This window comes from Roseovarius sp., from assembly GCF_030373445.1.
Classification (GTDB): Bacteria; Pseudomonadota; Alphaproteobacteria; order Rhodobacterales; family Rhodobacteraceae; genus Roseovarius.
Genome location: NZ_JAUCYU010000016.1, coordinates 102,466 through 120,630 on the forward strand (window position 1 = coordinate 102,466; position 18,165 = coordinate 120,630).

The following is an 18,165-nucleotide window of genomic DNA, read 5'->3' on the forward strand; positions in this document are numbered from 1 at the left end:
GAATCAGGGTTAATTCACTGAGAATACGGCGAAACGCGATGTCGGTATCGCGTCGGTAACACGTCGGTATTACGTCGGTATTTTTTGCCGACATCCCGGCCTGTCGGGCCGGGTTAACGCGCCGGGCGTTGCGATTCACTCCGGATCGGGCTCGAACACCTCCTCGATGGCGGCGCCGAACAGGCGGGCGATGGTGAAGGCCAGCGGCAGGCTGGGATCGTAGCGGCCGCGTTCGAGGGCGTTGACCGTCTGGCGGGAGACGCCGAGCTGGCTGGCGAGGTCGGCTTGCGACCAGCCGCGCTGGCGGCGCAGTTCCTGAATGCGGTTCCTCATCCGTAGCGGATGCGGCCGATGACGGTGCCGATCACCCAGAGCGCCGCCATCAGCGGCCAGACCACGAACATCGACAGCGTCGGCAGGCCCGCCCCTTCGAGGAAGCCATAGCCGAAGGTCAAGAGGGCGGTGCCGGCGAAGGCGAAGGCCAGCGCCTCGAATTGCAGCTTGCGCTGCATTTCGTCGAGGTGGCGGATGGTGCGGATGATGACGCCGCAGATGAAGACCGCCGGCAGCATGGGGGCGAGGGAGAGGAGGATGCGGGCGGTCGCGCCGTGGGGACCGGCTTGCAGGAGCTTCTGCGAGAAGACCAGGGCGACGGCGTAGGCGGCAAAGCCCACGAGCATGAGGGCGAGGTTGCGTTTCATCGGGCGGCCTTCTGTTGTAAAGTGTGCTTTACATTTGGAGGTCTTATCAGGAAATGTCAAGGACGGTTTACATCGCGCCCAAGCCGCGCCAGTTGCGCGGGGGTCGGGCGCTTGTTAGCGTGACAGTGTTTTATCACTCAAAGCATTGAAGGTATTCATGTTTAGACATTTCATTACAGGTATTTACGCCGCGACTTTTCTTTCGCTTTCCACGACACTGCCCGCCGCGGCGGATGATCTGCCCGGTTTCTGGCAGCAACAGCGCGATGCCGGGAACGCCCTGACTGACCGGGCCTGTGACGGCGAGACGGCCGCGATCCGGCAGGTCTGGGAGGGGGTCGAGGGCGGCGATCCGGTTCTGCTGAACAACATGAACTGGCTGCGCAAGCGCTGCAAAGCCTTCCTGTCGGTATCGCGCGCGGAGGCGATGGGCTATGTGCGCCAGTCGGCGGAGCTGGGCTATCCGGTGGCGCTGAAGGTTTATGGCGAGGCCATGCTGACGGGCGGAGGCGATGGGGTGCCCGACGACCCCGAGGCCGGTGCCGCCATGCTGGGGCGGGCCGCGCGGGGCGGGTTCGGAGAGGCGGCGGTGATCCTGGCCGCGGCCTATGCCGACGGCAGACGGGTGCCGCGCGACCTTGCGAAAGCAGCCGAGATGCTGGCCATCGCCGAAGACGAGGGGGTGAAGGCGAGCGAGCTGCGCCTCGTGCGGGGCAAGGTCCGGCGGATTGCCGAGACCGAGCAGGCAAGGGGCAACGCTGTGCCGGAGGGGCTTGTGGCCGCGCGGCAGTTCGCGGCGCTGGCGGTGTCGATCAGCGACGGCGGCTTCGGGTTTGCCCATGACTTCCCCGACCCGGCCGAGGCGCGGGCCCGGGCGCAGGGCGAATGCGAGGCGCGCGGCGGGGAAGATTGCCAGATCAAGCTGTTCGGCTCGGGCAAGGGGTGCATGGCCTATCACTATGCCGGCGGGTCGGCCACGGCGCATGGCTGGGCCGTGGGCGCGACACGGTCGGCGGTGGAAGGCCGCGCGGCGCAAGAATGCCGGAAGCGGAACGGCGGCAGCGCCTGCGGCGGGTCGGCCTGGGTCTGCAACGACCGCACCGAGGCGCCGATGGACGTTCTGTTGCGCGCGCCGATGCCCGAAGCGAGCGCGGCGCCGGTGGCGGAGGGCGGGTGTTATGCCCGGCTGATGCAGTTTTGCAGCAACTTCCTGAACGCGACCTATGACGGGCAAAAGCTGTCGTCGGTGACCATCCACGGGCTGCCGAAACAGCCCATCGCGCTCGAGGGGTGCGGGACGGACAGAGCCAAGGAAGTCAACCTCGACGAGGGCGGCAATTGGGGCAAGCGCAACCGCCATGCGGGCGCGATCTCCGATGCCAAGAGGGCGGAGATCACCGGGGTCATGCGGGATTTCCGGTCGAAGGTTCTGGCCGCCTATCCGCGTTGCGAAAGCCGGGGGACCCGGGTGTTGTTGCGCACTAACCCGATCACCGACGAGACAATCCGCGCGTGGAAGGAAGATGCGTCAGAGCCGAATTCGGCGATGCGGGTGCTGGATTACGCCCTGCCCTGAGGGCGTTGCCGCGAACGAAAAAGGCCCCGCCGGGTGGCGGGGCCTTTGTTGTTTCCATCAGGCCGATGCTCAGTCTTCGCGGCTTTCCGGCGTTTCGACAAAGTTGTCGAAATCGTCGCCGCCGACCACGTCGTTGGCATCCGGGGCCGCCAGCGCGGCGGCCGCTTCGGCCTCTTCGCGGCGGGCCTCGATGACCACGTTGTCGCGGCCCTGGGCGACCTGGCGAACCTTGAGTGTCGCGCCACCGGTGCCCGCCGGGATGAGGCGGCCGACGATGACGTTTTCCTTGAGGCCGACCAGCTTGTCACGCTTGCCCTGGACCGAGGCTTCGGTCAGCACGCGCGTGGTTTCCTGGAACGACGCCGCCGAGATGAACGACCGGGTCTGGAGCGAGGCCTTGGTGATCCCCAGAAGGATCGGCTCGCCCTGTGCCGGGCGCTTGCCCTTGGCGATGGCCTTTTCGTTGGCCGCGTCGAATTCGGCCTTGTCCACATGCTCGCCCTTGAGAAGCGTGGTTTCCCCGCTGTCGAGGATCTCCCACTTCTGGAGCATCTGCCGGACGACCACCTCGATGTGCTTGTCGTTGATCTTCACGCCCTGCAGACGATAGACCTCCTGCACCTCGTTGATCATGTAATCGGCCAGAGCCTCGACCCCCATGATCGACAGAATGTCGTGGGGCGCGGGGTTGCCGTCCATGATGTAGTCGCCCTTCTGCACGTAATCCCCTTCCTGAACGGGGATGTGCTTACCCTTGGGCACCATGTATTCGACCGGCTCGAGCGACTCGTCGGCCGGTTCGATGCTGATCCGGCGCTTGTTCTTGTAGTCGCGGCCATAGCGGACGTAGCCGTCGATTTCCGCGATGATGGCGTGATCCTTCGGGCGACGTGCCTCGAAGAGTTCGGCCACACGCGGCAGACCGCCGGTGATGTCCTTGGTCTTGGCGCCTTCGCGCGGGATCCGGGCGACCACGTCGCCGGCGCTGACCTCCTGCCCGTCTTCGATCGACAGGATGGCGTCGACCGACATCGGGTAGGTGACCGGGTGACCGGCATCGTTGCGCACCGGTTCGCCATCTGCGTCGGCGATCAGGATCTCCGGCTTCAGCTCGTTCCCGCGGGGCGCGGCGCGCCAGTCGGACACGATCCGCTGGGTCATGCCGGTGGCGTCGTCGGTCACCTCGCGCACCGAGACACCGGTGGTGAGGTCGACGAACCGGGCCGTACCGCTTTTCTCGGCAAGGATCGGCAGGGTGTAGGGATCCCACTCGAACAGCTTGTCGCCGCGCTTGACCTTGTCGCCTTCCTTGAGGAACAGCTTGGAGCCGTAGCCGATCTTGTGGCTGGCCAGCTCGGCGCCGTTCTCGCCCATGATCCGCAGTTTCATGTTGCGGCCCATGACCAGGGTTTCGCCCGACGAGTTCTCGAGCGTCTGGGCGCTCTCGTACTCGATCGTGCCTTCCTGGCTGGCTTCGAGGAACGACTGCTGGCCACCCTGCGCCACGCCGCCGATGTGGAAGGTCCGCATCGTGAGCTGGGTGCCGGGTTCGCCGATCGACTGGGCGGCGATGATGCCGACCGCTTCGCCGGTGTTGACCATGGTGCCGCGGGCGAGGTCGCGGCCATAGCACATGGCGCAGACACCGTCATCGGCCTCGCAGGTCAGCGGGCTGCGGATCCGGGCGGTCTGGACCGCCGCGTTGTCGATCGCGTCGGAGAGGCGCTCGTCGATGAGCTGGCCGTGGGCCACGACCACCTCGCCCGTTGCCGGGTCGACGATATCCTCGGCCGCGACACGGCCCAGCACGCGCTCGGCCAGCGACGCCACCACCTCACCGTCGTTGACGGCGGCCTCGGCGGTGATCGCGCGTTCGGTGCCGCAATCGTGCTGGCGCACGATGCAGTCCTGCGCGACGTCGACGAGACGGCGGGTCAGGTAGCCGGAGTTGGCGGTCTTGAGCGCCGTGTCCGACAGACCCTTCCGGGCGCCGTGGGTGGAGTTGAAGTACTCCAGCACGGTCAGGCCTTCCTTGAAGTTCGAGATGATCGGCGTCTCGATGATGTCGCCGTTCGGCTTGGCCATCAGGCCGCGCATGCCGCCCAGCTGTTTCATCTGCGTGACCGAGCCCCGCGCGCCCGAGTGCGCCATCATGTAGACGCTGTTGGGTTCCTGCACGGCGCCGCTCTCGTCGGTGATCTCGGCCGAGATGGTGCCCATCATCGCCTCGGTCACCTGGTCGTTACATTTCGACCATGCATCGACAACCTTGTTGTACTTTTCGCCCTGGGTGATCAGGCCGTCCATGTACTGTTGCTCGAAGCCCTTCACGAGTTCGCGGGTCTCTTCGACGATGGTCCATTTCTGCTCGGGGATGACCATGTCGTCCTTGCCGAAGGAAATGCCGGCGCGGAAGGCTTCCTTGAAGCCCATGCCCATGATCTGGTCGCAGAAGATCACGCTCTCCTTCTGGCCGCAGTAGCGGTAGACGGTGTCGATGACCTGCTGCACCTCTTTCTTGCGAAGGAGGCGGTTGGCCAGTTCGAAGGGCGCCTTGGCATTGAGCGGCAGGAGCGCGCCGATGCGGACGCGGCCCGGGGTGGTTTCGAACCGCTGCATCACCTCGTTGCCTTCCTCGTCGATCTGGGGAAGGCGCGCGGTGACCTTGGCGTGCAGGTGCACCTCGCCCGAGTCGAGCGCGTGCTGCACCTCGTCGATCGAGGAGAAGACCATGCCTTCGCCCTTCATGCCTTCGCGCATGATCGAGGTGTAGTAGAGGCCGAGAACCATGTCCTGCGAGGGCACGATGATCGGTGCGCCGTTGGCGGGCGACAGGACGTTGTTGGTCGACATCATCAGGACGCGCGCCTCGAGCTGGGCTTCCAGCGAGAGGGGGACGTGCACGGCCATCTGGTCACCGTCGAAGTCGGCGTTGAAGGCCGAGCAGACGAGCGGGTGAAGCTGGATCGCCTTGCCTTCGATCAGCGTGGGTTCGAAGGCCTGGATGCCGAGACGGTGAAGCGTGGGCGCGCGGTTCAGGAGAACCGGGTGCTCGCGGATCACCTCGTCGAGGATGTCCCAGACTTCGGGGCGCTCTTTCTCGACCAGTTTCTTGGCCTGCTTGACGGTCGAGGACATGCCCTTGGCTTCGAGCCGCGAGTAGATGAACGGCTTGAAGAGTTCGAGCGCCATCTTCTTGGGCAGGCCGCACTGGTGCAGCTTGAGTTCCGGGCCGGTCACGATGACCGAACGGCCCGAGAAATCGACCCGCTTGCCGAGAAGGTTCTGGCGGAAGCGGCCCTGCTTGCCCTTGAGCATGTCGGAGAGCGACTTGAGCGGGCGCTTGTTGGCGCCGGTGATGACCCGGCCGCGGCGGCCGTTGTCGAAGAGCGCGTCGACCGATTCCTGCAGCATCCGCTTTTCGTTGCGGACGATGATGTCGGGCGCGCGCAGTTCGATCAGCCGCTTGAGGCGGTTGTTCCGGTTGATCACGCGACGGTAGAGGTCGTTGAGGTCGGAGGTGGCGAAGCGGCCGCCGTCCAGCGGGACGAGCGGGCGCAGTTCCGGCGGGATGACCGGGATCACGGTCATGACCATCCACTCCGGGCGGTTGCCGGATTCGAGGAAGGACTCGACGACCTTCAGGCGCTTGATGATCTTCTTGGGCTTGAGTTCACCGGTGGCCTCGGCCAGGTCGGCGCGGAGCTGCTCGGCCTCGGATTCGAGGTCGATGTTCTGCAGCATCTCGCGGATCGCCTCGGCGCCGATATTGGCGGTGAAGGCATCCATGCCGTAGGCGTCCTGGGCGTCCATGAACTCTTCTTCGGTGAGCATCTGGCCGTAGGTCAGGTCGGTCAGGCCCGGCTCGATCACCACGTAGTTCTCGAAGTAGAGCACGCGCTCGAGGTCACGCAGGGTCATGTCGAGCATGAGGCCGATACGCGAGGGCAGCGATTTCAGGAACCAGATATGGGCGCAGGGGGCGGCCAGCTCGATATGGCCCATGCGCTCGCGCCGGACCTTCTGGAGCGTGACCTCGACGCCGCATTTCTCGCAGACGACGCCGCGGTATTTCATCCGCTTGTACTTGCCGCACAGGCATTCGTAGTCCTTGATCGGGCCGAAGATGCGCGCGCAGAACAGGCCGTCACGCTCGGGCTTGAACGTGCGGTAGTTGATGGTTTCGGGCTTCTTGATCTCGCCGTAGGACCAGCTGAGGATGCGTTCCGGGCTGGCGAGCGAGACCTTGATTTCGTCGAACACCTTGGCGGGGGCCGCAGGGTTGAACGGGTTGTTCGTGAGTTCCTGGTTCATTGGGTGTCCTTTCCAGGCTCAGGGCAGCGGAAGTAGTAATCTTCTATGTCGATTACTTCGGGGATCATCACAGGGCCCTGTTGGTTTGGGAGACTTAGGTCGGAATAACTGATGGCGTCTTTAAACTCGACTACGGAGGGATCGGTGTTCAGGGGCAGCTCGCAATAGGACAAAGCCCTTTCGACAGCTAACTGGCGACCACGCGGACCAAAGGATGAATGCAGCATCATGTAACCATTGCCAATCTCATCCTGAACCCCAGCGAAGCACGGGCCCATTCCTGCTTCTCCGTTGTTGCACTCTTTGCCAGCATCACAGCCGCTGGCAAAGGGGCTCAACAAAAGAAACAGGCCCGCCCTGAACATCCGGCTTACTCGTCCTCCTCTTCGTCAAGGAGTTCCATGTTGAGGCCGAGGCCGCGGACTTCCTTCACCAGCACGTTGAAGCTTTCGGGCACGCCGGCCTCGAAATTGTCCTCGCCCTTGACGATCGACTCGTAGACCTTGGTCCGGCCGGCCACGTCGTCGGATTTCACCGTCAGCATTTCCTGCAGGGTGTAGGCCGCGCCGTAGGCTTCCAGCGCCCAGACCTCCATCTCGCCGAAGCGCTGGCCGCCGAACTGGGCCTTGCCGCCCAGCGGCTGCTGGGTGACGAGGCTGTACGGCCCGGTGGAACGTGCGTGGATCTTGTCGTCGACAAGGTGGTGCAGCTTGAGCAGGTACTTGACGCCGACGGTCACCTTGCGGCTGAACTGTTCGCCGGTGCGGCCGTCATACAGGATGGACTGGCCGCTTTCGTCGAAGCCCGCGCGTTTCAGCGCGTCGTTCACGTCAGGCTCTTTCGCACCGTCGAAGACCGGGGTCGCGATCGGCACGCCACGGGTGACGTTGCCGGCGGCTTCCACCAGCCCTTCCTCGGACATGGGAGCGATGCCTTCTTCGTAGACATCGTCGCCATAGGCGATCTTCATCGCCTCGCGGACCGGGGTCAGGTCGCCCGAGCGGCGGTATTCCTGCAGTGCCTCGTCGATCTTGATGCCGAGGCCGCGGGCCGCCCAGCCCATGTGGGTTTCGAGGATCTGGCCGACGTTCATCCGCGACGGCACGCCGAGCGGGTTGAGGCAGAAGTCGACCGGGGTGCCATCCTGAAGGAACGGCATGTCCTCCATCGGGACCACCTTGGAGATGACGCCCTTGTTGCCGTGACGGCCCGCCATCTTGTCGCCCGGCTGAAGCTTGCGCTTCACGGCGATGAAGACCTTGACCATCTTCATCACGCCCGGGGGCAGGTCGTCGCCGCGGCGGACCTTCTCGACCTTGTCCTCGAAACGGGCGTCGAGGGTGCGTTTCTGCGCCTCGTACTGCTCGTTCAGGGCCTCGACGATCTGGGCGTCCTTCTCTTCCTTGAGGGCAAGCTGCCACCACTGGCCGCGCGAGAGCGTTTCCAGCAGTTCCTCGGTGATTTCCGAGTTGGCCTTGACGCCCTTGGGCCCCTTCACGGCGACCTTGCCGAGAATGTGGTCCTTGAGACGCGCGTAGATGTTGCGCTCGAGGATGGCGAGCTCGTCGTCGCGGTCACGGGCAAGGCGTTCGACCTCTTCCCGCTCGATCTGGAGCGCGCGCTCGTCCTTCTCGACCCCGTGGCGGTTGAAGACGCGGACCTCCACGACAGTGCCGTAGTCGCCCGGCTTCACGCGCAGCGAGGTGTCGCGCACGTCGGAGGCCTTTTCGCCGAAGATGGCGCGGAGGAGTTTTTCCTCGGGCGTCATCGGGCTTTCGCCTTTCGGGGTGATCTTGCCCACGAGAATGTCGCCCGGCTGCACGTCGGCGCCGATATAGACGATGCCCGCCTCGTCGAGGTTGCGCAGGGCTTCCTCGCCGACGTTGGGGATGTCGCGGGTGATCTCTTCCGGTCCGAGCTTGGTGTCGCGGGCGGCGACCTCGAATTCCTCGATGTGGATCGACGTGAACACGTCATCGCGGGCGATGCGTTCCGAGATCAGGATCGAGTCTTCGAAGTTGTAGCCGTTCCACGGCATGAAGGCCGTGACCACGTTCTTGCCAAGCGCCAGTTCGCCCAGGTCGGTCGACGGGCCGTCGGCGATGACCTCGCCCTTGCCCACGGTGTCGCCCACCTTCACCAGCGGCTGCTGGTTGATACAGGTGTTCTGGTTCGAGCGCTGGAACTTGCGCATGCGGTAGATGTCGACGCCGGGATCACCGATTTCGAGATCCTCGGTGGCGCGGATCACGATCCGCTGGGCATCGACCTGGTCGATCACGCCGGCGCGGCGGGCGAGCACCGAGGCGCCCGAGTCGCGCGCGACGACGCCTTCGATGCCGGTGCCCACGAGCGGGGCCTCGGACCGGAGCGTCGGCACGGCCTGACGTTGCATGTTCGAGCCCATCAGAGCGCGGTTGGCGTCGTCATTCTCGAGGAACGGAATGAGCGAGGCCGCGACCGAAACCAGCTGTTTCGGCGAGACGTCGATCAGGTCGACATGCTCGACCGGGGCCAGCATGTATTCGCCCGACTGGCGGGTGTTGACCATCTCGTTGACGAACTTGCCGTTGTCGTCGAGCGTGGCGTTGGCCTGGGCGACGGTGTGGCGCATTTCCTCGGTGGCGGACATGTAGGTCACGTCGTCGGTGACCTGCCCGTCCTTCACGCGGCGGTAGGGCGTCTCGATGAAGCCGTACTTGTTCACGCGAGCGAAGGTGGCCAGCGAGTTGATCAGGCCGATGTTCGGGCCTTCCGGCGTCTCGATCGGGCACATCCGGCCATAGTGGGTCGGGTGAACGTCGCGCACCTCGAAGCCCGCGCGTTCACGCGTCAGGCCGCCCGGCCCGAGCGCCGAGAGGCGCCGCTTGTGGGTGACTTCCGAGAGCGGGTTGGTCTGGTCCATGAACTGCGACAGCTGCGAGGAGCCGAAGAATTCACGCACCGCGGCCGCCGCCGGCTTGGCGTTGATGAGGTCCTGCGGCATGACGGTGTCGATCTCGACCGAGGACATGCGTTCCTTGATGGCGCGCTCCATGCGGAGGAGGCCGACGCGGTACTGGTTCTCCATCAGCTCGCCGACCGAGCGCACCCGGCGGTTGCCGAGGTGGTCGATGTCGTCGATGTCGCCCTTGCCGTCGCGCAGCTCGACCAGAGCCTTGACGCAGGCCACGATATCCTCGCGGTCCAGCGTGCGCTGGGTGTCGGGCTTTTCGAGGTTGAGGCGCATGTTCATCTTCACGCGGCCCACGGCGGAGAGGTCGTAGCGCTCGCCATCGAAGAACAGCGTGTCGAAGAGGGCCGAGGCGGCTTCTTCCGTCGGCGGCTCGCCGGGGCGCATGACGCGGTAGATATCCATGAGCGCGGTTTCGCGGTTCATGTTCTTGTCCTGCGCCATGGTGTTGCGCATGTACGGGCCGACATTGATGTTGTCGATGTCGAGCACGGGGATATCCGTGACGCCCGCCTCGATCAGGTCCATCACCGTGCCGCCGGTGATTTCACCGTCCTTGTCGCGGGTGATCGTCAGCTCGTCGCCGGCCTCGACATAGATCGCGCCGGTTTCCTCGTTGATGATGTCACGGGCGACGAAGCGGCCGGCGATCTGCTCGAAGGGAACGAGAAGCTCTTTCACGTTGCCGTCGTCGATCAGCTTCTTGACGGCGCGGGGCGTGATCTTCTTGCCGGCTTCGGCGATCACCTCGCCCGAGGCGGCGTCGATCAGGTCATAGGTCGGACGGGTGCCGCGCACGCGGTTGGGGAAGAACTTGGTGACCCAGCCCTTCTTCTTCTGCAGCTTGTAATCAACCGTCTCGTAGTAGGCATTCATGATGTCTTCCTGGTCCAGCCCGAGGGCATAGAGCAGGGTCGTCACCGGCAGTTTGCGGCGGCGGTCGATCCGCGCGAAGACGATATCCTTGGCGTCGAACTCGAAATCGAGCCAGGAGCCGCGGTAGGGAATGATCCGGCAGGCGAAGAGCAGCTTGCCCGAGGAATGGGTCTTGCCCTTGTCGTGGTCGAAGAACACGCCGGGCGAACGGTGCATCTGCGAGACGATCACGCGCTCGGTGCCGTTGACGACGAAGGTGCCGTTCGGGGTCATGAGCGGCATATCCCCCATGAAGACATCCTGTTCCTTGATGTCCTTGACCGAGCGGGCGCCGGTGTCTTCGTCGAGATCGAACACGATCAGGCGCAGGGTGACCTTCAGCGGGGCGCTGTAGGTCATGTCGCGCTGCATGCATTCATCGACGTCGTACTTGGGTTTTTCCAGCTCGTAGCTGACGAATTCCAGCACGCTGGTTTCGTTGAAGTCCTTGATCGGGAAGACCGACTGGAAGACCCCCTTGATGCCTTCGCCGTCTTGCGGGTCGGGCTGGTCGCCGGAATTCAGGAAAAGGTCGTAGGAGGATTTCTGAACCTCGATGAGGTTGGGCATCTCCAGCACTTCGCGGATTTTGCCGTAATATTTGCGAAGACGTTTCTGGCCGAGATAGGTCGCGGGCATAAGGGCGCTGTCCTTGTACTCACGCCACTTCGCGGGGCGGCAACCGGCGAAGTGACTGTTCAGGCGGTTCGATGCCCCATTCCTGTGCAGCGTGCCAGGCTGAACGCTCGGACATCGAAACGCACCTAGCCAAACCTGCGCACGTACAGGTTTGGCAAGATGCGTTAAGTGAGGTGATCTCGTAGCATCATATTTGTTCCCTCCGCAAGGGTGTCAAGGGCGGTTTCTCGCTCACGTATGGTTTACCTTTTGCCATCAGGATCAATTTGCGCGTCCCAGGCTCGCCTCGATCCCCTTCCAGGCGTCGAGAAGCCCGTTCCTGAAGCGCTCGGGGGCGTATCGATCGCGCACGAAGGCGGAGGCCGCGCCGCGAAGGGCGTCGAGACGGGCCGGTGACGATTCGTATTCGGCGATCACCGATTCGGTCGCCTTGACCAGCGCGGGCAGATCGCCCTCGGGCGTGGGCACGCCGGTGTCGGGGGTGAAATATTCCTCGGTGCCGAACCCGGTGAAGCCGACCGTGATGCAGCCGGCCGACATCGCCTCGGCCGCGGGGAAGCCAAGCGCCTCCTGCTTGAGGAAGGAGATGAAGATCAGCGAGTCGCCCAGAAGCTCGGCCACTTTCGCCGGGGGCGCCCCGTCGATGGCGACGAGGTCATAGCCCATCAGCCGGCCGCGGGCGCGCAGGGCGCGGTCGACCACGAGCGCCTCTTCCGGGCGCTTGCGGGGCATGTAGGTGACCAGTTTCTTCTTGGTCTCCCGGTAGGGAAAAAGGTCGAGCTTGGGGGCGACGGGGAAATAGGACACATGATCGAGGCCCAGCAGGTCGAACACGTTCATGTTGGCATCCGAGATGCCGATGTAGTGGTCGATCTGCGCCACCGGGTCGAGCCCGCGGCCAAGCGCGCGGGCATGGGCATCGACATGGGCGAAGGGATTCTGGACATAGACGATCTTGCGGTGGCGGGGGAACGCCTCGATCACGTCGGGCATCTGCCATTCGCCCATCACGATCACGTCGTCGGGGCGCAGGTCGAGCGCGTCGCCCCCGCCGGTAAAGGCGCCGGGCATCAGCCGCCGGGTCATGGCGCGCAGGCGGGCGCGGCGCCCGCTGTAACGGGTCATCACCCGGTCGATGGCGCGCGTGTGGAAATTGGGCACGTTCACCGCGTAATCCGGGTGGAAGGCGCCCGGGCTGTTATGCACCAGCCCCGTGTCGTAGCCCGCTTCGGCCAGGAATTCGGCCGTTTGGTAGACAACCGCCACGCCGCCCGAGGGTTTCGGAGAATCGGGACAGGTGAAAAGGTATCGCGGGCTCATGCCGGTGTCCTTACAACGAAAACAGGGGCCCGCGGAACGGACCCCTGAAGATTCCGCAATTCCGGACAGGAATTACTTGAGCTCGACTTCTGCGCCAGCTGCTTCCAGCTTGCCTTTGAGCTCTTCTGCTTCGTCTTTGGAAACCTGTTCCTTGACGGCTTTGCCACCGGCTTCGACCAGTTCCTTGGCTTCTTTCAGGCCAAGACCGGTGATTGCGCGCACCTCTTTGATGACGTTGATCTTGGAAGCGCCAGCGGACTTCAGGATCACGTCGAATTCGGTTTGCTCTTCACCAGCGTCGCCACCGGCGTCGCCACCGGCCGGGCCGGCCATCATGACGGCGCCGCCAGCGGCGGGCTCGATGCCGTACTCGTCTTTCAGGATGGTTTTCAGTTCTTGTGCCTCGAGAAGCGTCAGACCAACGATCTCTTCGGCGAGTTTCTTCAGATCAGCCATTTTACAGCTCTTTCCGTTTTCCAAGTTTGTGTTCCAACGTCGGGCGATTGCCCCACACGCGGGATGTTCCAGTTGCGCTTATGCAGCTTCGGCCTTCTCTTCGATGGTCGAAAGGATGCTCGCGATGTTCGAGGCAGGTGCGCCAATGGCCCCGGCAATGTTCGAAGCGGGTGCGCCGATGCAGCTTGCGATCTGAGCGATAAGCTCGTCGCGCGAGGGCATCTTCGACACGGCTTCGACACCGGCCCGGTCCAGGGGATCCGAACCCATTGCCCCGCCAAGGATCTCGTAGTTCTTGTTATCCTTGGCGAAGTCCTCGGCGACCTTGGCTGCTGCCACAGGGTCTTCCGAGAAGGTGAGCACGGTCATGCCCGTGAGGTAATCGGCAATGCTTTCGCACGGCTTGCCCTCAAGGGCGATCTTGGCGAGCCTGTTCTTGGCAACGCGAACGGATGCTTCGGCCGCGCGGGCGCGAGCGCGAAGATCCTGCATTTCTGCAACCGTGAGACCCGCGTAGTGGGCTACCACTACGACGCCAGAGCTTTCGAAGATCTGGCCGAGTTCCTCGACCACTTTCTCTTTCTGGGCTCTATCCACAGTTTCACTCCAAATTTGGGGGTTTCCCCCCGGCTCAGTTTTGGCGGGTTGCCCCGCCGTTCGGGTCCAATTTCAGGGTCCCGAGACCAAGATCACCCGAAGGCAGGGCCTTCGCATGGAATCTCAACTCGTTCCCCATCTCAGGAAGGAATTATTGGGCGGATGCCCAACCCTCCATCTCGGACAGGACGAGGCCACCGTGGCGGCCCCGCCATTCGCCCCGGCCCCTAGAGACCGGAGGCAAATTCTCAGGCGTCGGCCAGGGTGGCCGCGTCGCCCACGTCGATCGAAACGCCCGGCCCCATGGTCGAGGTGAGCGAGATCTTCTTCATGTAGGTGCCCTTGGCGCCGGCCGGTTTGGCCTTGTTCACCGCGGTCACGAAGGCGCGCACGTTCTCGACCAGCTTCTCTTCGTCGAAGGAGGCCTTGCCGATGCCGGCGTGGACGATGCCGCCCTTGACGGCCTTGAACTGCACCTCGCCGCCCTTGGCGGCCTTGACGGCGTCAGCCACGTCCATCGTCACCGTGCCGACCTTGGGGTTCGGCATCAGGTTGCGCGGGCCGAGGATTTTACCCAGGCGGCCGACGATCGGCATCATGTCCGGCGTGGCGATGCAGCGGTCGAAGTCGATCTTGCCCGACTGCACGGTTTCCATCAGGTCCTCTGCGCCGACGATGTCGGCACCGGCCTTCTCGGCCTCTTCGGCCTTGGGGCCGCGGGCGAAGACGGCGACGCGAACGTCCTTGCCGGTGCCGTTGGGCAGGCCGACGACGCCGCGGACCATCTGGTCGGCGTGGCGCGTGTCGACGCCGAGGTTCAGCGCGATCTCGACGGTTTCGTCGAACTTGGCCTTGGCGTTGTTCTTGACCAGCGCGACGGCCTCTTCGACGGTCACGTTCATCTTGCCTTCAAAGGCCTCGCGGGCGGCGCGGGTGCGTTTTCCGAGCTTTGCCATCTTACTTCACCTCGATGCCCATGGAGCGTGCGGAACCGGCGATGATCTTCATCGCGGCTTCGACGTCGTTTGCGTTGAGGTCCTTCCACTTGGCCTCGGCGATTTCGCGCAGCTGTTTCGGCGACACGGTCGCGACGGAATCGCGGCCCGGCGTCTTGGAGCCGGATTTCAGCTTGGCGGCCTTCTTCAGGTAATAGGACGCCGGCGGCGTCTTGATGTCCATTTCAAAGGACTTGTCCTGATAGTAGGTGATGACGGTCGGGCACGGTGCGCCCGGCTCCATCTCCTGCGTCTTGGCGTTGAACGCCTTGCAGAATTCCATGATGTTGATACCACGCTGACCAAGCGCCGGACCCACGGGCGGGGACGGGTTCGCCTGACCTGCGGGCACTTGCAGCTTCATCGTGCCTGCGAGTTTCTTGGCCATGAGGCCTCTCCTTTACTTCCAACTTCCCGGGGGCGCGCCCCTGCGGGATCTGAGTTGTGTGGTCCGGTCCGCGCATCGCGATGCGCTCGCCTTCCACTTCGGCATCCCGGGAGACCCGGGCATTTCGGGCGCGGTCAGCCTTGCTTGGTGACCTGCGTGTATTCCAGCTCGACCGGGGTTTCCCGGCCGAAGATCGACACCATCACCTTGAGGCGCTGGTTGTCGTCGTCGACTTCCTCGACCATGCCGTCGAAATCCTCGAACGGGCCGTCGTTGACCTTCACCTTCTCGCCCACCTCGAAGGAGATGAGGGTGCGCGGGGCTTCCTCGCCTTCCTGGACGCGGTTCAGGATGGCGTTCACCTCGGCGTCGCGCATCGGCATCGGGCGGCCCTGCGGACCGAGGAAGCCGGTGACCCGGTTGATCGAGTTGATCAGGTGATAGCCCTTGTCCGACATTTCCATGTGGACCAGCACGTAGCCCGGCATGAACCGGCGCTCGGCCGTGACCTTCTTGCCGCGGCGCACCTCGATCACTTCCTCGGTCGGCACGAGCACCTCGTCGATCTCGTCCTCGAGGCTTTGCTCGGCAACGGATTGTCTGATCTGCTCGGCAATCTTCTTCTCGAAATTCGAGAGAACGCTAACCGAGTACCACCGTTTTGCCATCGTTCAACCAAGTCCTGTCAAGCCCGGCGCGTTGCCGGATATATTCGTATTTTCAGGCGCTTGGCCTGAGGTCCCCGAAACAAAAAGCGGCGCGCAACACGAATCGCCGCGCGCCATGTATCGGAGTGTCGGCTGGCCTACCCCCAAACCGCCTTGAAATCAAGGGCAAGGGGGAATTTTCTGACGCTCAGCCGAAGAAGCCCAGGATACCCGTCAGGCCGGTGCGGATCGCCAGGTCGACCAGGGCGAAGAAGATCGCGGTTAGGGTGGCCATGATGAAGACCATGACCGTGGTCAGGAACACCTCGCGCCGGGTGGGCCAGACGACCTTTGCGACTTCCGAGCGGACCTGCTGGATGAACTGAAGCGGATTGGTCATTGCCATGTGCGGATATGCCTGTAGCTGAATGCGCGTTGCGGGCGGACATACGCCCAGCCCCGCGTGAATTCAAGGGTCGAGAAAACACCCGCCCGGGAAACCGGGCGGGTGTGGCATGGAGAGGCATGCCGTCGGCGAGGGATCAGGAGGTGCGCATGCCGCCGTGGCGGGCGGCGGGCCGGGTCTTGGCGACCGGCTGCGACATGTCGGGCAGCGCGAGGCTTTCGGCCAGGCTGTCGGGCAGGTAGTCGAGCACGCTGTCGAGGCGCAGGGCGGCGCGGTCGATGACGCGGCGCAGGCGTTCGGCGGTTTTCGGGCGCCGGCCGGCGAAGCGGTACCAGTGGCCGGCGGTCACGAGGTAGCGCAGCGACAGGATCGCCAGGACGGCGAACCATGCCAGGACCAGGAACGCCGCGCCGAGGAGGACCGGCCAGAAGAAGGCCGTGAGCACGAGGGCCGCGATGCCCACGTGGCGCGGGCGGAGACGGGAGAGGAGGCTGGCGCGGGCCGCTTCGGCTTCCTCTTCTTCCTCGGCGGAGAAGGCAGCGCGGAGGCGCTGTTCCTCGTCGAGCTCTTCCTGCGGCTCGAGCGGCGGAAGGGCATCGGCGCCCTTCGGCTGCGGCGTCTTCCGGACGATCTCGGCGGTTCCGGGCGACGGAATGTCTTTACGCGTGTCCCCCGCGACGCCCTCACCCAGCATCAGCTGGCTGATATGGAGCTCGGCGTTCTTCTGGGCGACGTCGTCATTCAGCGCATCTTCGGGCGGCGGGCTTTGCAGCTCGACGGAATCGTGGGGCAGGTGCGGGTTCGTCTTTGAAAGGACAACAAACTTGGTCATGGCAGCACTCGTTCAACATGTCAGACGCCCCCACGCCTGCCCCGGTTCCAATGCCCATCTGGGCGGTGCCGGGAACGGGGGTTTTTCTGTGGTCCAATTATGGCGCAAATGTGGCAAGAAAGGGCCTGAATTGTGTCGCGCCGCAATTCGGCCCTTTTTCAGCCGCAATTTCGGCAACACTGATTTCACTGGGAAAAAACTGTTTCCGGGGCCGGAACGGTGAGATTTTCCCGATGTCCCGGATGCCGACAATTCGAATCGAATCGGAATCATCCATGCCGGGTGCAAAGGCCTCGGAGCGCCCGCAAAAGGGGCGCGTACCGGATGTTCGGACTGTCGGGAGGAATGGCAGGGGCAGCAGGGCTCGAACCCGCGACCTACGGTTTTGGAGACCGTCGCTCTACCAGCTGAGCTATACCCCTTCGCAAGCGAAGCCCCGGATACGGCAACGCCTGCGAAAGTTCAAGCCCGATTTCGGGGCGGAGGGGGGATTATCCGGGAAGGAACGGTTCAGCCGGCCGCCGCGCGTTCGAGATGCGCAAGGTCTGCCCCGCAGATCGCCGCCTCGTGGGCGAGGATGCGGTCGATCGGCCAGTCCCACCAGGCGATTTCGAGCAGGCGGGCGATGGTGGCGGCGTCGAAGCGGGTGCGCACGGGCCGGGCCGGGTTGCCGGCGACCAGCGTGTAGGGCGGGACATGCCCCGCCACCACGGCCCCCGCCCCGGCGATGACGCCGTGCCCGAGCCGGGCGCCGGGCAGGACGCGCACCCCCTGCCCCAGCCAGACGTCATGGCCGATCACGGTATCCGGATCCGGGGTTCGGGGCAGCGAGGGCCGCCCGGCCTCGAACCCGCCGTCGAACACGGCGAAGGGGAAGGTCGAGAACCCGTCGCGCCGGTGATTGGCCGAGGCGGTGATGAAGGTGACGCCATCGGCGATCTGGCAGAAGCGGCCGATGACCAGCCGCTCGGGCGAGCCAGGGTAGAGGTAGGGCGCCAGGCGGGCCGCCCAGTCCTCGGGCGGGACATGGGCGCTGGCATAGGTATAGTCGCCCACCTCGATGCGCGGATGGTCGATGGCGTTTTTCAGGAAGACGGTGCCGGTGTGAACGGTGCCGTCGGGAAGGGTCAGCGGATGGCGCGTATCGGCGCCGGGAAAGGGGCGGTGCATGGCAAGCCTCGCGTTTGATCGGTCCGGGGTCGGGTGATGCGATCAGGCGGCTTGGTCCATGGTTCCCTCCATTGGCTGCGGGGTGCAGATAGCAGGGGGGCGGCAAAAAGGAAAGGGCGCCGCTAGGGGCGCCCTTTCGAAGTCTTGAAGCGATGCCTGCGCGGCGATCACTCGATGATTTTGGAAACCACACCAGAACCCACGGTGCGGCCGCCTTCGCGGATGGCGAAGCGGAGGCCGTCTTCCATGGCGATCG

Annotated in this window: 17 protein-coding genes and 1 tRNA gene; 1 reads left to right on the top strand and 17 read right to left on the bottom strand. The window is 64.3% G+C overall.

The window, feature by feature from the left end; translation table 11 throughout:
- Positions 1–135: 135 nt before the first annotated feature.
- Entirely contained in the window at positions 136–333 is a 198-nt protein-coding gene (locus QUV18_RS22780) for a helix-turn-helix transcriptional regulator (protein WP_300896457.1), read from the bottom strand.
- Entirely contained in the window at positions 330–701 is a 372-nt protein-coding gene (locus tag QUV18_RS22785; protein ID WP_300896458.1) for a hypothetical protein, read from the bottom strand. Before QUV18_RS22785 ends, QUV18_RS22780 begins: the two co-directional genes overlap by 4 nt.
- Before the next feature lie 157 nt (positions 702–858).
- Here QUV18_RS22785 and QUV18_RS22790 point away from each other — a divergent pair, with 157 nt between their 5' ends.
- Complete coding sequence (locus tag QUV18_RS22790; RefSeq protein ID WP_300896459.1) at positions 859–2,277, top strand: DUF4189 domain-containing protein; 1,419 nt, start codon at positions 859–861, stop codon at positions 2,275–2,277.
- 69 nt (positions 2,278–2,346) lie between these two features.
- Here QUV18_RS22790 and rpoC read toward each other — a convergent pair whose 3' ends face one another.
- The 15 genes from rpoC to QUV18_RS22865 all read right to left on the bottom strand — a co-directional run.
- Positions 2,347–6,591 carry a DNA-directed RNA polymerase subunit beta' gene (rpoC, locus tag QUV18_RS22795; RefSeq protein ID WP_300896460.1) on the bottom strand — a complete coding sequence of 1,415 codons (4,245 nt, stop codon included), beginning with the start codon at positions 6,589–6,591 and terminating at the stop codon, positions 2,347–2,349.
- The gene (locus QUV18_RS22800) at positions 6,588–6,956 is read right to left on the bottom strand and encodes a hypothetical protein (RefSeq protein ID WP_300896461.1); all 369 of its coding nucleotides are present in this window, start codon (positions 6,954–6,956) and stop codon (positions 6,588–6,590) included. The genes rpoC and QUV18_RS22800 overlap by 4 nt, the downstream gene beginning before the upstream one ends.
- 5 nt (positions 6,957–6,961) lie before the next feature.
- Entirely contained in the window at positions 6,962–11,098 is a 4,137-nt protein-coding gene (gene rpoB, locus QUV18_RS22805; RefSeq protein WP_300896462.1) for a DNA-directed RNA polymerase subunit beta, read from the bottom strand.
- 261 nt (positions 11,099–11,359) lie between these two features.
- Positions 11,360–12,418, bottom strand: a complete 1,059-nt coding sequence (locus tag QUV18_RS22810; protein WP_300896463.1) for a hypothetical protein — start codon at positions 12,416–12,418, stop codon at positions 11,360–11,362.
- Positions 12,419–12,490: 72 nt separating this feature from the next.
- Entirely contained in the window at positions 12,491–12,874 is a 384-nt protein-coding gene (rplL, locus tag QUV18_RS22815) for a 50S ribosomal protein L7/L12 (protein WP_300896464.1), read from the bottom strand.
- 78 nt (positions 12,875–12,952) lie between these two features.
- Complete coding sequence (gene rplJ, locus QUV18_RS22820; protein ID WP_300896465.1) at positions 12,953–13,471, bottom strand: 50S ribosomal protein L10; 519 nt, start codon at positions 13,469–13,471, stop codon at positions 12,953–12,955.
- Positions 13,472–13,719: 248 nt separating this feature from the next.
- Positions 13,720–14,427, bottom strand: coding sequence for a 50S ribosomal protein L1 (gene rplA / locus QUV18_RS22825; RefSeq protein WP_300896466.1), 708 nt, complete (start codon positions 14,425–14,427; stop codon positions 13,720–13,722).
- A 1-nt stretch (position 14,428) separates the two neighbouring features.
- Positions 14,429–14,854 carry a 50S ribosomal protein L11 gene (gene rplK / locus QUV18_RS22830; protein ID WP_300896467.1) on the bottom strand — a complete coding sequence of 142 codons (426 nt, stop codon included), beginning with the start codon at positions 14,852–14,854 and terminating at the stop codon, positions 14,429–14,431.
- A 134-nt stretch (positions 14,855–14,988) separates the two neighbouring features.
- Entirely contained in the window at positions 14,989–15,522 is a 534-nt protein-coding gene (nusG, locus tag QUV18_RS22835) for a transcription termination/antitermination protein NusG (RefSeq protein WP_300896468.1), read from the bottom strand.
- Positions 15,523–15,709: 187 nt separating this feature from the next.
- The gene (gene secE / locus QUV18_RS22840; RefSeq protein ID WP_300896469.1) at positions 15,710–15,907 is read right to left on the bottom strand and encodes a preprotein translocase subunit SecE; all 198 of its coding nucleotides are present in this window, start codon (positions 15,905–15,907) and stop codon (positions 15,710–15,712) included.
- Positions 15,908–16,043: 136 nt separating this feature from the next.
- The gene (locus QUV18_RS22845) at positions 16,044–16,739 is read right to left on the bottom strand and encodes a hypothetical protein (protein WP_300896470.1); all 696 of its coding nucleotides are present in this window, start codon (positions 16,737–16,739) and stop codon (positions 16,044–16,046) included.
- Positions 16,740–16,836: 97 nt separating this feature from the next.
- Positions 16,837–17,016, bottom strand: a complete 180-nt coding sequence (locus QUV18_RS22850; RefSeq protein WP_300896471.1) for a hypothetical protein — start codon at positions 17,014–17,016, stop codon at positions 16,837–16,839.
- 69 nt (positions 17,017–17,085) lie between these two features.
- Positions 17,086–17,161, bottom strand: a tRNA-Trp gene (locus QUV18_RS22855).
- Between the two features lie 88 nt (positions 17,162–17,249).
- On the bottom strand, positions 17,250–17,909 hold the full coding sequence (locus QUV18_RS22860) for a CatB-related O-acetyltransferase (RefSeq protein ID WP_300896472.1): 660 nt from the start codon (positions 17,907–17,909) through the stop codon (positions 17,250–17,252).
- Between the two features lie 167 nt (positions 17,910–18,076).
- A partial coding sequence (locus QUV18_RS22865; protein ID WP_215942303.1) for a hypothetical protein occupies positions 18,077–18,165 on the bottom strand: 89 nt, incomplete at its 5' end.

Excerpts from the sequence above, each read along its gene's own strand:
- QUV18_RS22780 (WP_300896457.1), bottom strand. The coding sequence starts at position 333 with ATGAGGAACCGCATTCAGGAACTGCGCCGCCAGCGCGGCTGGTCGCAA.
- QUV18_RS22785 (WP_300896458.1), bottom strand. The coding sequence starts at position 701 with ATGAAACGCAACCTCGCCCTCATGCTCGTGGGCTTTGCCGCCTACGCC.
- QUV18_RS22790 (WP_300896459.1), top strand. The coding sequence starts at position 859 with ATGTTTAGACATTTCATTACAGGTATTTACGCCGCGACTTTTCTTTCG.
- rpoC (WP_300896460.1), bottom strand. The coding sequence starts at position 6,591 with ATGAACCAGGAACTCACGAACAACCCGTTCAACCCTGCGGCCCCCGCC.
- QUV18_RS22800 (WP_300896461.1), bottom strand. The coding sequence starts at position 6,956 with ATGTTCAGGGCGGGCCTGTTTCTTTTGTTGAGCCCCTTTGCCAGCGGC.
- rpoB (WP_300896462.1), bottom strand. The coding sequence starts at position 11,098 with ATGCCCGCGACCTATCTCGGCCAGAAACGTCTTCGCAAATATTACGGC.
- QUV18_RS22810 (WP_300896463.1), bottom strand. The coding sequence starts at position 12,418 with ATGAGCCCGCGATACCTTTTCACCTGTCCCGATTCTCCGAAACCCTCG.
- rplL (WP_300896464.1), bottom strand. The coding sequence starts at position 12,874 with ATGGCTGATCTGAAGAAACTCGCCGAAGAGATCGTTGGTCTGACGCTT.
- rplA (WP_300896466.1), bottom strand. The coding sequence starts at position 14,427 with ATGGCAAAGCTCGGAAAACGCACCCGCGCCGCCCGCGAGGCCTTTGAA.
- rplK (WP_300896467.1), bottom strand. The coding sequence starts at position 14,854 with ATGGCCAAGAAACTCGCAGGCACGATGAAGCTGCAAGTGCCCGCAGGT.
- nusG (WP_300896468.1), bottom strand. The coding sequence starts at position 15,522 with ATGGCAAAACGGTGGTACTCGGTTAGCGTTCTCTCGAATTTCGAGAAG.
- secE (WP_300896469.1), bottom strand. The coding sequence starts at position 15,907 with ATGGCAATGACCAATCCGCTTCAGTTCATCCAGCAGGTCCGCTCGGAA.
- QUV18_RS22845 (WP_300896470.1), bottom strand. The coding sequence starts at position 16,739 with ATGACCAAGTTTGTTGTCCTTTCAAAGACGAACCCGCACCTGCCCCAC.
- QUV18_RS22850 (WP_300896471.1), bottom strand. The coding sequence starts at position 17,016 with ATGGATGATTCCGATTCGATTCGAATTGTCGGCATCCGGGACATCGGG.
- QUV18_RS22860 (WP_300896472.1), bottom strand. The coding sequence starts at position 17,909 with ATGCACCGCCCCTTTCCCGGCGCCGATACGCGCCATCCGCTGACCCTT.